Source organism: Avibacterium volantium (genome assembly GCF_900635775.1).
GTDB lineage: Bacteria > Pseudomonadota > Gammaproteobacteria > Enterobacterales > Pasteurellaceae > Avibacterium > Avibacterium volantium.
This window is the reverse complement of record NZ_LR134167.1, coordinates 1,384,390-1,398,204: the sequence shown is the minus strand read 5'-3', so window position 1 is coordinate 1,398,204 and position 13,815 is coordinate 1,384,390. Positions and strand designations below refer to the sequence as shown.

The 13,815-nt window shown below is 41.7% G+C and carries 13 protein-coding genes, 1 rRNA gene and 1 pseudogene; 12 read left to right on the top strand and 3 right to left on the bottom strand.

All coding sequences use genetic code 11. The features are described 5' to 3' along the window. Positions 1-7: 7 nt before the first annotated feature. On the bottom strand, positions 8-925 hold the full coding sequence (locus tag ELZ61_RS06780; protein ID WP_126372384.1) for an ATP-grasp domain-containing protein: 918 nt from the start codon (positions 923-925) through the stop codon (positions 8-10). Between the two features lie 195 nt (positions 926-1,120). On the opposite strand from ELZ61_RS06780, the gene ELZ61_RS06775 reads away from it, so the two are divergent. Continuing rightward, positions 1,121-1,384 (top strand): GrxA family glutaredoxin, encoded by a 264-nt coding sequence (locus ELZ61_RS06775; protein ID WP_103852784.1) that lies wholly within the window; start codon positions 1,121-1,123, stop codon positions 1,382-1,384. 124 nt (positions 1,385-1,508) lie between these two features. Further along, positions 1,509-2,822, top strand: coding sequence for an amino-acid N-acetyltransferase (gene argA, locus ELZ61_RS06770; protein WP_126372382.1), 1,314 nt, complete (start codon positions 1,509-1,511; stop codon positions 2,820-2,822). Positions 2,823-2,868: 46 nt separating this feature from the next. On the opposite strand, the gene ELZ61_RS06765 is transcribed toward argA, so the two are convergent. Next, a complete protein-coding gene (locus ELZ61_RS06765; RefSeq protein ID WP_126372380.1) occupies positions 2,869-4,317 on the bottom strand; it encodes an NAD-dependent succinate-semialdehyde dehydrogenase in 1,449 nt (482 codons plus the stop codon). Positions 4,318-4,701: 384 nt separating this feature from the next. Here ELZ61_RS06765 and dksA point away from each other — a divergent pair, with 384 nt between their 5' ends. From dksA to ELZ61_RS06715, 10 genes and pseudogenes are all read left to right on the top strand, one after another. After that, positions 4,702-5,139 (top strand): RNA polymerase-binding protein DksA, encoded by a 438-nt coding sequence (gene dksA, locus ELZ61_RS06760; RefSeq protein WP_126372378.1) that lies wholly within the window; start codon positions 4,702-4,704, stop codon positions 5,137-5,139. A gap of 314 nt (positions 5,140-5,453) precedes the next feature. Next, positions 5,454-6,761: a polynucleotide adenylyltransferase PcnB gene (pcnB, locus tag ELZ61_RS06755; protein ID WP_422386267.1), complete on the top strand. Its 1,308-nt coding sequence runs from the start codon at positions 5,454-5,456 to the stop codon at positions 6,759-6,761. Beyond that, entirely contained in the window at positions 6,758-7,255 is a 498-nt protein-coding gene (gene folK / locus ELZ61_RS06750) for a 2-amino-4-hydroxy-6-hydroxymethyldihydropteridine diphosphokinase (protein WP_126372374.1), read from the top strand. Before pcnB ends, folK begins: the two co-directional genes overlap by 4 nt. A gap of 32 nt (positions 7,256-7,287) precedes the next feature. Then, the gene (gene treR / locus ELZ61_RS06745; RefSeq protein WP_126372372.1) at positions 7,288-8,232 is read left to right on the top strand and encodes a trehalose operon repressor TreR; all 945 of its coding nucleotides are present in this window, start codon (positions 7,288-7,290) and stop codon (positions 8,230-8,232) included. A gap of 106 nt (positions 8,233-8,338) precedes the next feature. Then, positions 8,339-8,524: a hypothetical protein gene (locus ELZ61_RS06740; protein WP_126372370.1), complete on the top strand. Its 186-nt coding sequence runs from the start codon at positions 8,339-8,341 to the stop codon at positions 8,522-8,524. Next, positions 8,524-8,805, top strand: a complete 282-nt coding sequence (locus tag ELZ61_RS06735; RefSeq protein ID WP_115249516.1) for a type II toxin-antitoxin system RelE/ParE family toxin — start codon at positions 8,524-8,526, stop codon at positions 8,803-8,805. Before ELZ61_RS06740 ends, ELZ61_RS06735 begins: the two co-directional genes overlap by 1 nt. A 188-nt stretch (positions 8,806-8,993) precedes the next feature. Beyond that, positions 8,994-10,412: a PTS trehalose transporter subunit IIBC gene (gene treB, locus ELZ61_RS06730; protein ID WP_126372368.1), complete on the top strand. Its 1,419-nt coding sequence runs from the start codon at positions 8,994-8,996 to the stop codon at positions 10,410-10,412. A gap of 10 nt (positions 10,413-10,422) precedes the next feature. Further along, positions 10,423-12,114 (top strand): alpha,alpha-phosphotrehalase, encoded by a 1,692-nt coding sequence (gene treC, locus ELZ61_RS06725; RefSeq protein WP_126372366.1) that lies wholly within the window; start codon positions 10,423-10,425, stop codon positions 12,112-12,114. A 132-nt stretch (positions 12,115-12,246) separates the two neighbouring features. Further along, positions 12,247-12,489 (top strand): annotated as a pseudogene (locus ELZ61_RS06720) (lipopolysaccharide kinase InaA family protein); the annotation flags it as partial. A 472-nt stretch (positions 12,490-12,961) separates the two neighbouring features. After that, positions 12,962-13,615 carry an IS1595 family transposase gene (locus tag ELZ61_RS06715; protein WP_021724593.1) on the top strand — a complete coding sequence of 218 codons (654 nt, stop codon included), beginning with the start codon at positions 12,962-12,964 and terminating at the stop codon, positions 13,613-13,615. An 83-nt stretch (positions 13,616-13,698) separates the two neighbouring features. On the opposite strand, the gene rrf is transcribed toward ELZ61_RS06715, so the two are convergent. Further along, positions 13,699-13,813, bottom strand: a 5S ribosomal RNA gene (rrf, locus tag ELZ61_RS06710). Positions 13,814-13,815: the final 2 nt, after the last annotated feature.

The following is a 13,815-nucleotide window of genomic DNA, read 5'->3' as shown; positions in this document are numbered from 1 at the left end:
TTGCTATTTATTCGTTATTTTTTGATCTGGCTTGGCTTTTTCGCTCCAAATGCAAGATCATTTGCAACGCAATATCCAAACCGCTGGTTTTTTCGATCATTTCTAAGCCGGGGCTGGCATTGACTTCTAACACCAACAAGCCTTGATGCGAACGAATTAAATCTACCCCAGCTACATCTAAGCCTAAGGCTTGCGTGGCGGTAAGGGCAATTTGTTTTTCCTGGTCACTGAGCCACACTTGCTCGCCCGTTCCTCCACGGTGAATATTGGCGCGAAACTCGCCCTCTTGCCCTTTGCGTTCCATTGTGGCGATCACTTTTCCGCCCACCACAAAACAGCGCACATCGCCCCCTTGTGCTTCGCTAATAAACTGCTGCATTAACACAGGCACGCCAGAATGATTTAAGGTTTCCACAATGCTACTGGCGCTACTTTGGCTCTCCGCTAAGATCACGCCAATGCCTTGCGATCCACTTAAGGTTTTCAAAATGGTCGGCGAGCCGATCAATTCAAGGCTTTCTTTCGCTCGCGTTTCACTGCCAGCCAGTAAAGAAGAAGGAACGGCAATGCCGTGCTGAACTAAAATCTGCAAGCTCCACCATTTATCACGCGCTTTAAGAAAAGGCTCAACGTCATTTAAACAAGCCACACCTTTTGCCTGAAAATGTTGCAATACAGCACAACCCATTTGTGTACTCGCTGATCCAAAGCGCGGCAATACGGCATCATAATCGGGCAATAAATAAGGCTCGGCTTCACGATTTGGCTGATAATATAAATCAAAGTGCGGTGCTTTTTCGCTGAGTTTTAGCACAAAACGATTGGGATCGAGAATATCCATTTGATGACCGCAACTTTCTGCGGCTTCTTTCAATCGTTGGCAGCTATAAAGGCGCGGCTCGCGGCATAACATTAATAATTTCATTTTTTCCTACTTCGGCTACAAGGCTCTCAAACAGTTATTTTGATATATTACACCAATTACAACAATGCTAAAAAACTCCTTTATTCTTTTTGCCATAATCAGTACAATTTGCACAATTTTTTATCTTGCTAAGCATTTTGTCTATTTGCATTTTTATCTAGCCAATGTGCTTGGCCCTAACAGAAGGAAATGATTATGTTCGTTGTTATTTTTGGTCGCCCTGGTTGCCCTTATTGCGTGCGTGCAAAAGAGCTTGCTGACAAATTAAAAGAAACTTTAAGCGATTTTGACTACCGCTATGTAGATATTATCGCAGAAGGCATCAGCAAAGCAGATTTATCTGCTTCAGTAGGTAAACCTGTTGAAACTGTGCCACAAATTTTCATTGATGAAAAACCAGTAGGCGGTTACACCGACTTCGCTGCGTTAATGAAAGAGCAATTCAACGTAGTAAACTAATCTCCATAAATACAAAGTGCGGTGAAATTTCACCGCATTTTTTATCTCTGCAAAATTTTCCTTGCATATTTTTTAAAATGAATATAAATTCACTTTAAATGAATAATTATAAGAAAAGGAAGTTATGCGCAGCACCGAACTTGTACAGTGGTTTAGACAATCCACCCCCTATGTGAATATGCACAGAGGCAAAACCTTTGTGATTATGCTTGATGGCGACACCATTGCCAGCCCAAATTTTATTAATATTATCAATGACATTAGCCTGCTCCATAGCCTTGGCATTAAATTAGCCATTGTGTTTGGCGCAAGATTGCAAATTAATCAGCTCCTTGAACAGCAAGGCATCGTGCCAACTTATCATAAAAATATTCGCATTACCGATCCCCACAGCCTTGATGTGGTGAAACAAGCGGTGGGCAAATTAAATTATGATATTGCTGCGCGCCTTTCTTTGCGTCTGCCCCATTCTGCGGTAATCAATGTGGTGAGCAGCAATTTTATTTTGGCGCAACCCATTGGTGTCGATGACGGCGTAGATTATCAGCTCAGTGGCAAAATTCGCCGTATTGATAGCGAGAAAATTCAGCAACAATTAGATCAAGGCTCGATAGTGCTACTCGGCCCCATCGCCCCCTCTGTAACGGGAGAAACCTTTAATTTGCCTTTTGAAGAAGTGGCAACACAGGTGGCAATCAAACTTAAGGCAGAAAAACTCATTGCCTTTTCTGATACGCAAGGGATTTTAAATGATCAGCAAGAAACCATTGCTGATTTATTGCCGCAAGATGCGGAGCAATATTTAAGCCGCTTTATTTCACAAGATCAATATCACAGCTCGCAAGCTCGTTTCTTGCAGGCGGCCATTGAAGTATGCCGTGCAGGTGTGAAGCGTTCTCACTTGTTAAGCTATGAAGAAGACGGATCGCTGTTGCAAGAACTCTTTACCCGAGATGGCGTGGGAACACAGCTTTCAATGGAAAATTCAGAAAACATTCGCCTTGCAAATGTGGCTGACATTCCAGCCTTGTTGGAACTCATTCACCCATTGGAACAGCAAGGGATTTTGGTGAAACGTTCTCGCGAGCAGCTAGAAATGGAAATTTCCAATTACACCATTATTGATCGTGATGGCGTGGTCATTGCTTGTGCAGCGCTCAATATTTATCCACAAGAAAAAATGGCAGAAATGGCGTGCGTTGCCGTTCACCCAGATTATCGCAACTCTTCCCGTGGCGATATTTTATTGGAAGCTATTCAAAAACGTGCCAAAGAACAGCACATTGAACAGTTATTCGTACTCACCACACGCACGGTACATTGGTTCCAAGAGCGTGGATTTTATTTAGCTCAGGTGGAAGATCTGCCCGTAGAAAAAAGAGAAAAATATAATTACCAGCGCCGTTCTAAAATTTTAATTAAAGATTTAAACATATAATAAAATAACAAAGGGGCAACACAGCCCCATCCTTTTGTCTATTATTTTATGTTATGCCTAAACAAAGGTATTTCAGCTCTAAAAATTCATCAATGCCGTAATGCGAGCCTTCTCGCCCGATGCCTGATTCTTTCACACCACCAAATGGTGCAAATTCGTTGGTCACCAAGCCTTCGTTAATGCCTACAATGCCATATTCTAAGGCTTCTGACACGCGCCAAATGCGGTTAATATTTTGCGTGAAGAGATAAGCCGCCAAGCCGAATTCCGTGTCATTTGCCATTGCAATGGCTTGTTCTTCCGTTTCAAATTTGAAAATCGGTGCTAAAGGCGCAAAGGTTTCTTCTTTGGCGACTAGCATTGTCTGATTAACCTCTTTTAAAACGGTAGGTTGGAAAAATGTTCCGCCAAGATCTGCAGGTTTACCACCAAGCACCAGTTTAGCACCTTTTTGTAGGGCGTCATCAATGTGACGTTGTACTTTCTCTACAGCACTTTGGCGGATTAAAGGCCCCATTGTTACATCTGGCTGATTGGCTTCACCCAGTTTAATTTGTTGTACTTTTTCACAGAATTTTTGCACAAAGGCTTCATAAATTCCTGCCTGCACATAAATACGATTGGTGCAAATGCAGGTCTGCCCTGCGTTACGGAATTTAGAGGCAAATACCCCTTCCACAGCACTGTCTAAATCTGCATCATCAAACACCAAAGCAGGCGCATTGCCTCCCAGTTCTAAGGATAATTTCTTCACCGTACTCGCCGATTGTGCCATTAATAATTTGCCCACTTTGGTTGAGCCAGTAAAGGTCAATTTGCGAATAATTGGACTTTCTGTCAGCACTTTGCCCACGTCCACCGCTTGTGTGGTAGGAATCACATTCAACAAGCCTTTTGGTAATCCTGCTTGACTTGCCAATTCTGCCAAGGCTAAGGCGGATAATGGCGTTTCTGGCGCAGGTTTTAACACCACCGCACAGCCTGCCGCTAAAGCTGGTGCAGATTTTCGCGTAATCATCGCATTCGGGAAATTCCAAGGCGTAATGGCGGCCACCACACCAACAGGCTGTTTCATCGCCATTAAGCGATGATTGCTTTTATCTGAAGGCAGCATATCCCCTTGAATTCGCTTCGCTTCTTCTGCAAACCATTGAATAAAACTCGCCCCATAAAGCACTTCGCCACGGCTTTCAGCAATGGGCTTGCCTTGTTCTAAGCTAATAATTTGCGCAAGCTCTTCTTGATGTTGTAACACCAGTTCATACCAACGGGTTAAAATATTGGCTCGCTCTTTCGGTAACACCTGTTTCCATTTTTTCTGCGCCTGTTCCGCCACTAAAATGGCTTGCTCCGTTTCTGCCACACCTAAATCTGCCACTTGGCAAATTTCTTGTTGCGTTGCTGGATTCAACACCGCAAAAGTTTTCCCATCTGCATTTTCTACATATTCACCATTAATATAACCTTTTGTTTTTATTAATGAAAAATTTTGCATTTTTGCCCCCTCTTTTTATTTAAAAAATGATTCTTAAAAGATACTCGCCTAACTCAAAGGTTGTCTAGTCTTTTTTATATTTTTGCTCATCATACGCCATTTTACAGAGGCAGATTTTGTTAGCTGGATCGCAAAATTGAGATTTATTGTGTAAAAATTTTTTATCTTGCGTAAATTTATTTGCTAATTTCTCAAACTTCTGATATTTATACCGCTCTTTAAAAAGAGCCTAATTTTGAAATGGAATTAGGCTTGCCTCGAAAAGTCTTAACTTAACGCAAAAGTGCGGTCAAAAATATAGCTGAATTTTGCTATTCCTATGGTGATAATAAGGTCAGTTATACTAAGTTAAAATGGATGAATTACTATTAGGAGATACCGACAATGACAACATCATCTTTAAGTTTATTAGCCTTAGCTGGCGTTGAGCCTTATCAACCAAAAGAAGGCGAAGAATATATGAATGATGAGCAACTGCTTCATTTCAGAAAAATTCTTGAAGCTTGGCGTAATCAAATCCAAGAAGAAACCTCTCGCACCGTGGCATATATGCAAGATGAAGCGTCAAACTTCCCTGACCCTGCCGATCGTGCGACACAGGAAGAAGAATTTAGCTTAGAGTTACGCAACCGTGATCGTGAACGTAAGTTAATGAAAAAAATCGAGCATACACTGAAAAAAATCGATACAGGTGATTTCGGCTATTGCGATTCTTGCGGTATTGAAATTGGTATTCGCCGCTTAGAAGCACGTCCAACAGCTGATCTTTGCATTGATTGCAAAACCTTATCTGAAATTCGTGAAAAACAAATGGTAGGCTAATTAGCTTGCTGTTAAAATACAGGTTTAAATTAAAAAGTGCGGTGATTTTTGACCGCACTTTTCATTAATTTTATTTACGCTTTTCAAGCAAGGGGTTCGCTATTTTAACCTTAATTAAAAATCTGTTTAAGAAAAAAGCAGATAATGCAACACAAGAAACCAACACCAAAAAGGTTTCGCCTAAACGAGCAAATAAAAAAAATACCAAATCCAGCCGTAGCAAGGTTAGACCTGCTGCGCCTTTCGTAGAATATGTCGAGCCGAAAGAAAGCAAAGCGCAAGGCAAATCTTCTCATCGCTACCAAAAACACCTTATTCAAGCTTCACAATATGGCATTCAACCGAGAATGATCAGCAAAAATGCCTTAACTGTGGTGCAAAAATTACAACGTAACGGCTACGAAGCCTATGTGGTGGGCGGCTGTTTGCGTGATTTGTTACTCGATAAAAAACCGAAAGATTTTGATGTCGCCACCAATGCCCGTCCTGAGCAAATTCAAGCTATTTTTCAACGTCAGTGCCGTTTGATCGGCCGCCGTTTCCGCTTGGCACACGTGATGTTTGGACGTGATATTATTGAAGTGGCCACGTTCCGCGCCAACCATTCTGAACACAATAATGAACGGCAATCTAAGCAAAGTGATGAAGGAATGTTGCTGCGCGATAATGTGTACGGCACGTTAGAACAAGATGCAGAACGCCGTGATTTCAGCGTTAATGCCCTTTATTACAATCCACAAGATAACACTTTGCGTGATTTCTACCACGGCATTGAAGACATCAAAGCAGGTAAATTGCGTTTAATTGGTGATCCTGTAATTCGTTACCAAGAAGATCCTGTGCGTATGTTACGAGCAATCCGTTTTATGGCAAAACTGGATATGTTTTTAGAAAAACCAACGGAAGTGCCAATCAAGCAAATGGCGCATCTATTACGCAATATTCCGCCTGCTCGCTTATATGATGAAGCACAAAAATTATTGCAAACAGGCAATGGCGTGAAAACCTATCATTTGTTGCGTCAATATGGCTTGTTTGATCAGCTTTTCCCAACGCTAATGCCTTATTTCACGGAAAAACAAGATAGCTTTGCTGAACGAATGATTTTAACTGCGCTCACTTCAACAGATGAACGCATCGCGGACAAACTGCGCATTAATCCAGCCTTTTTGTTTGCCTGCTTCTTCTGGTATCCATTAAGAGAAAAAGTGGAAGTGCTGAAAAACGAAGGCGGCCTAAATAATCACGATGCTTACGCCTTAGCCAGCAATGAAATTCTTGAACAGCTTGCCACAAGCCTTGCTGCGCCACGCCGCCATACGGGGGTAATTCGTGATATTTGGTTCTTACAATTACAGCTGCTAAAACGCAATGGCAACGCACCAATGCGTGTAATGGCACACCCGAAATTCCGCGCGGCCTTTGATTTGCTTGCAATGCGCGCACAAGTGGAAGGCGGCGAATCCATTGAGTTAGCCACTTGGTGGCACGAATATCAGTTTAGCAATGAAGAACAGCGTAACGCCTTGGTGAAAGCCCATCAAAAACTTCACCCTACACCAAAGAAAAAACGTTATCGCCCAAGAAAACGTAAAACGCAGAAAGAGCCAACCGCACAATGAAACAGGTTTATATCGCTTTAGGCAGCAATTTAGCCACCCCAGTGCAACAGCTAGAAAACGCACTGCAAGCGTTACAACAACTGCCTCATTCGCAACTGGCAGCAGTTAGCCATTTTTATCAAAGCAAACCACTCGGGCCACAGGATCAACCGGATTATGTGAATGCGGTCGCTTGCTTAACCACGGCATTAGCGCCATTGGATTTGCTCGATCACTTACAACGCATTGAGCAAGAACAAGGGCGTGTGCGGCTACGCCGTTGGGGTGAACGCACCTTAGATTTGGATATTCTGCTTTATGGCGATGAAATTATTCAGTCTGAACGCTTAACCGTTCCCCATTATGATATGCAACATCGCGAATTTGTGATCGTGCCGTTGTATGAGATTGCGCCTAACTTAACCTTGCCAGATGGCAAAAACGTGGCGGATTTAGTGCAACAGTTTCACCGTCACGAAATGAAAATTTTGCAAAAAAGCACCGCACTTGAATAGTTAGGATATTACCCCATTCACAGGATTGAATAATGGCAAAAAAACTCACGATTAAAGATATTGCTGCCTTGGCTGGCGTGGGAAAATCCACGGTTTCCCGCGTATTAAATCAAGATAGTAAGGTGAGTGCCGAAACGCGCGAGAAAATTCAAGCTATTATTCAAGCCCATAACTTCACCCCCTCTCAATCTGCACGGGCAATGCGTGGACAAGGCAACCCAATGATTGGCATTATCGTTACGCGCTTAAGTTCCAATGCGGAAAACCAAGCCCTTTCTGCAATGCTCCCCCTACTCTACGCAGCAAATTGCGAGCCGATTATTGTGGAAAGCCAAATGGAAATGCACCGCTTGCAGGAACATCTCAAGTTCTTCCAACAACGCCGTGTTGATGGCGTGATTTTATTTGCCTTTTCAGGCTTAGAAGAACAAGATTTGCAAGGTTGGGAAAAAAAATTAGTGGTCATCGCACGCCATTATCCGCAATTTTCTTGCGTCTATTATGACGAACAACGCGCCGTAACCCTGCTGCTAGAAAAGTTGCTACAACAAGGTCATCAAAAAATCGCTTATCTGGGTGTGCAAGAAAGCGATATGACCACAGGTTATTTGCGTCATCAAGCCTATCTTCGCTTTTGCCAAGATCATCAGCTTACGCCTAATGCTGTACTGGGTAAGCTGAGCTACGACAGTGCCTATCAATTAGCAAGTGCGGTGGATTTTTCGCAAATATCCGCCATTGTCTGCGCCACCGACACCTTGGCAATCGGCGTGGTAAAATGGCTGCAAGAACATCAAATCACTCATATCAGCGTCGCCGGCATCGGCAACAACCCACTATTGCGATTTCTTTTCCCACAAACCCTAAGCGTAGATCTCGGATTCACCACCGCCGGCAAACAAGCCGTTAAACAATTATTTGATTTGTTAGAAAACAGAGAAATTAAGGCACGTTGTATTGATTGTGGGTTGGTTTAGTTTTTTCAGGGGGAATAAAGCATTCCTTTAGACTCGGTTTTTATTGCAACCGTGCAAAAAGACGATTAAGATTGACTAAAGAAAAATTTATCCAAAAGGAAATACTATGCAAGAAGTTCAAAAACAATCGCAAACTGCTTTCCAAAAGCAAATACTATCTACGTTTGAACATTCTCTAACTGAAGAACAGCGTTTTTTACAAGATGTGCTAACAGGAAAAATCAAACTTATTCCCCACGATGAAGTGATGGAAAAATTAGAATATGTGTTAGAAAATGGACTTACTCGTTGATGAAACAAGATTACCTTATATTTTGGTCTGATCGTGCAGAGGCGAAATTATTAGATAAGGCAGACTATATTTATAATGACAGTCTGAATAAAAACATTGCTGAAACTTTTTTAGAAACAATGCGTTCAACTGCTGAAAAACTCAGCTTTGTCGCTGCAGCTTATGATGATGGAAATTTCCATATTTACCCATTGAAATATGGACATTCTGTAAAATTCATTGTCGTCAATGAGATTGTTATCATTGCAGATTTTTATCCCAAGGGTTCAAATTTGCGTTAATCAATCTTCTTCGTAGAAAATCCCCAAATTTCTCACCGCACTTTTGCTTGATTTTCCTTTTATCTTATCACTGCCCTATTTTTCATCTAAATATGTGATTTAGATCACAGATTGGGAACGTTCCCATTGAGAGAAAAATAAAAAGGCGTAAGATACGCACGAACATTTTTTAGACGAAAGGAAAAATTATGGCAAAGAAAATTAATCCTCAATATATCACGCAATTAATCCAGTTAATTGGTGGGAAAGAGAATATTGCGACAGCAACGCATTGTATTACGCGTTTGCGTTTTGTGTTAAATCAACCTGAAATTGCTGATGTGAAAGGCATTGAAGCCTTGCCAATGGTGAAAGGTTGCTTTACCAATGCGGGGCAATTTCAGGTGGTGATTGGACCTGAAGTGGATCTTTATTACCAAGAATTAGTGAAACAAACGCAAATTTCTGAAGCAAATAAAGAGCAAGCGAAAGTGGCGGCACGCCAAAATATGAAATGGTATGAACAACTTATCTCGCATTTTGCCGAGATTTTCATTCCGCTTCTCCCCGCCTTAATTAGTGGTGGTTTGATTTTAGGTTTCCGCAATGTGATTGGTGATATTCCAATGTTTGACGGCAAAACCTTGGTGCAAACCCACCCTATGTGGGCGACAATCCATTCTTTTCTATGGTTAATTGGTGAGGCGATTTTCTTCTATTTGCCAGTGGGAATTTGTTGGTCCACAGTGAAAAAAATGGGCGGTTCGCCAATTTTGGGGATCGTCCTTGGCGTTACGCTCGTTTCACCACAATTAATGAATTCTTATGATCTCGGTTCTAAAATTCCTGAAATGTGGGATTTCGGCTGGTTCAGCATTGATAAAGTAGGCTATCAAGCACAGGTGATTCCATCTATTTTGGCCGGTCTTGCTTTAGGTTGGATCGAAACCCGTTTACGCCGCATTGTGCCTGCCTCATTAAATTTAGTGATCGTGCCAGTCACTTCATTAATCATCGCTGTGTTCCTTGCTCATTCTATTATCGGGCCGCTTGGTCGTGAAATTGGTAATGGCGTAGCCTATGTGGTGCGTGCAGGATTAACCGGCAGCTTCGCCCCGATTGGTGCAACCTTATTTGGCTTCCTTTATGCGCCGTTGGTAATCACCGGTGTGCATCAAACCACCCTTGCGATTGATATGCAAATGATCCAAAACATTGGCGGTACACCTGTTTGGCCGATGATCGCCCTTTCTAACATCGCGCAAGCTTCTGCTGTGTTAGCCATTGTGATTGTGAGCAAAAAAGCCAATGAGCGTGAAATTTCCGTGCCTGCAACCATTTCCGCTTATCTTGGTGTAACCGAACCTGCGATGTATGGGATCAACTTGAAATACCGCTTCCCGATGCTTTGTGCAATGATTGGTTCTGCCTTTGCTGGCTTAATTTGTGGCTTAAATGGCGTGTTGGCAAACAGTATTGGCGTGGGTGGTTTACCGGGTATTCTTTCCATTCAATTACCGTTCTGGGGTGTGTTTGCTTTAGCGATGGTAGTGGCGATTGTTGTGCCATTGATTTTAACAATGATCCTGTATAAACGCCGTGCTGCAAATGGCACGCTTCCAGAATAAGGGTGAAAAAATGACAGAAAAAAACACCGCACTTTCGCCTACGCAATCTCGTCCGCAATGGTGGAAAAATGGGGTAATTTATCAGATTTATCCGAAAAGTTTCCAAGATACCACTGGCAACGGCATTGGCGATTTGCAAGGCATTATTCAGCGTTTAGATTATCTGCAAAAACTGGGCGTAGATGCCATTTGGATCACGCCAATTTATGTGTCGCCACAGGTGGATAATGGTTATGATGTGGCCGATTATTGTGCTATTGATCCCACTTACGGCACAATGCAAGATTTTGAACAGCTGGTTGAGCAAGCGCATCAGCGCAATATCCGTATTATTATGGATATGGTGTTTAACCACACCTCAACGGAGCATCAATGGTTCAAAGCAGCGCAAGATCCGCAAAGCCCTTATCATCCATTTTATATTTGGCGTGGTGATGATGCCGCTACGCCGCCGAATAATTGGCGTTCTAAATTTGGCGGCAATGCGTGGAAATGGAATGATCGCGTTGGCAAACATTATTTGCACCTTTTCGCCACGGAACAAGCAGATCTGAATTGGGAAAATCCACAAGTGCGGTCAGAATTACAAAAAATTTGTCATTTCTGGGCGGACAAAGGCGTGGACGGCTTGCGTTTAGACGTGATCAATCTGGTTTCCAAAAACCAAGATTTTCCTAATGATAATCAAGGTGATGGCCGCCGTTTCTATACCGATGGCCCGCGCATTCACGAATTTATGCAAGAATTAAGCCGTGAAGTGTTCCAACCGCGCAACCTGATGACGGTGGGCGAAATGTCCTCTACAAGCCTTGAACATTGTCAGCAATATGCTAACAATCAAGGTTCGGAATTATCAATGACCTTTAATTTCCATCATCTAAAAGTGGATTATCCAAATGGCGAAAAATGGACGCACGCCAAGCCAGATTTTGTGGAGTTAAAGCAAATTTTTAATTATTGGCAGCAAGGAATGCACGGCAAAGCGTGGAATGCGCTCTTTTGGTGCAACCACGATCAGCCACGCATTGTTTCCCGTTTTGGTGATGAAGGAAAATGGCATCAACAGTCTGCCAAAATGCTCGCAATGGTGCTGCACGGAATGGAAGGCACACCTTATATTTATCAAGGCGAAGAAATCGGAATGACCAATCCAAATTTCACCGAAATCAGCCAATATCGTGATGTAGAAAGCCTAAATATGTTCACCGAACTGCGTGAACAGGGAATGGACGAAGATCTATTAATGAAAATTTTGGCACAAAAATCGCGCGACAACAGCCGCACGCCAATGCAATGGAACAATGGCAGCTATTGCGGTTTTAGCCAAGTTGAGCCTTGGATTGGCGTTGGACGTGCAGAGATTAACGTGGAACAAGCGCTGGCAGATGAACAATCGGTATTTTACACTTATCAACGCCTCATCGCTTTGCGTAAGCAATATCCGATTTTCATTGAGGGAAGCTATCAAGATCTCAATCCAACTTCACCGGATGTATGGACTTATCTGCGTGAAAGTGCGGAGGAAAAATTGTTAGTTTTAGCCAATTTAACGGGTAAACCACAACAAATTGAACTGCCTGCGAATTTGGCAAATCAGCAATGGACATTGCTCGAAAACAGCCATATTCAAGCCAGCCAGCCACAAGTGGCAAACCAGCTTACCCTTGAGCCATACCAAGGGCTGTATTTCTATCAAAAATAAAAATTTGTAGAAAAAGCACCGCACTTTGCTCTGCTCTTGATTCTTCAGGAGCAGAGCATTTTTGAAAAATTCATTTATAATCGGCTTAAGTATTACATATAAACAAATATGCCGAATTACTTCGCCAGTTACCATAACCGACAAATCTGCCACACCGACCTTAACGCCCATAATATTTTAGTCCAACATTTCGCCACACCAGAACAAAAATACTGGCTGATTGATTTTGACAAATGCACCGAAAAATCAGGCAATAACTGGAAAGCCCAAAATCTCGCCAGATTACACCGCTCTTTTATTAAAGAAGTAAATAAGCTAGCAATAAAATTTACAGAACAGGATTGGGATGAGATTTTGAGTGGGTATAAGGGATAATTTAACCGCTATATCTATCTATAAAGACACGACTGCAAAAAATAACGAAATCGCTCTGATAAAATCTTTTTCGTTCTTCTTAAGAAAAATAGAGATTTTACTTTAACTTTTCAAAAATTAATTTCAGGCCAGTTATCAGCTTGTAATGGAAAAACATAAAACCAAAGTGCGGTGTAATTTTGCCAGATTTTTCTTATATATTTTCTAGCTTGTTTAATTTACTTCAGATAATACATAAATAGCCAAATTCACCTACATTCTCTTATATATCTATGGATTAATGCATTAATGATATCCATCTAAATTTAAGAGATAAGCTAGTCAAGTCAGTCGTTCTAGGGGAAATCCAAGCGGCTATGAAGAGAAGATAAATTAAGATAGACAAGATTAAATTAAGCAAAAAAGACACCCCAAAATAGGAGATATAAAATAAGGGGCTGTAGTAGATTAGCAACAATGCTATACTACAAAAATGAAGATAACATATTGTAAATTAAAGAAATCCATACAGAAAAAACTGCTTGAGTTTTTTGTCGCAGAAGTTACTGCAAGAACAGCAGCAAATTTGCTAGATATTCAACCGAATACAGCCGCTTTGTTCTACCATAAAATCAGGCTTGTGATTGGCTATCATTTATCCCTTGAAGTTAACGAGATTTTTGAGGGGGAAATTGAACTAGACGAAAGCTATTTTGGTGGTCATCGAAAGGGAAAACGAGGACGAGGAGCGGCTGGAAAAGTTGCTGTTTTTGGGTTACTAAAACGACAAGGAAAGGTATTTACTGTTGTGGTTGAAAACACCAAGAGTGAAACATTACTCCCTGTTATTAAAAGAAAAATTAAGCCTGATAGCTGGGTTTATACGGACACTTATCGCAGTTATGATGCTCTTGATGTGAGTGAATTTCACCACGAACGAATCAATCATTCCGAGCTATTTGCGGTGAAACAAAATCATATTAATGGCATTGAAAATTTTTGGAATCAGGCGAAGCGGATACTGCGAAAATATAATGGAATTAACCGAAAAAACTTTCCTTTATTCTTGAAGGAATGTGAATTTCGGTTTAACTTTGGGACACCAAAAGAGCAGTTAAAAATATTGCGAAAATGGTGTGAAATTTAGGGCTAATCTACTACAGCCCCTAAAATAAAATAAATAAAAAAACGCCATCGAGTTCCCTCGATGGCGTTCTTCTTTCATTCAATACCTGGCGGTGTCCTACTCTCACATGGGAAATTCCCACACTACCATCGGCGTTACAGCGTTTCACTTCTAAGTTCGGCATGGATTAGGTGGGTCCACTGCACTTTCGCCGCCAAGAT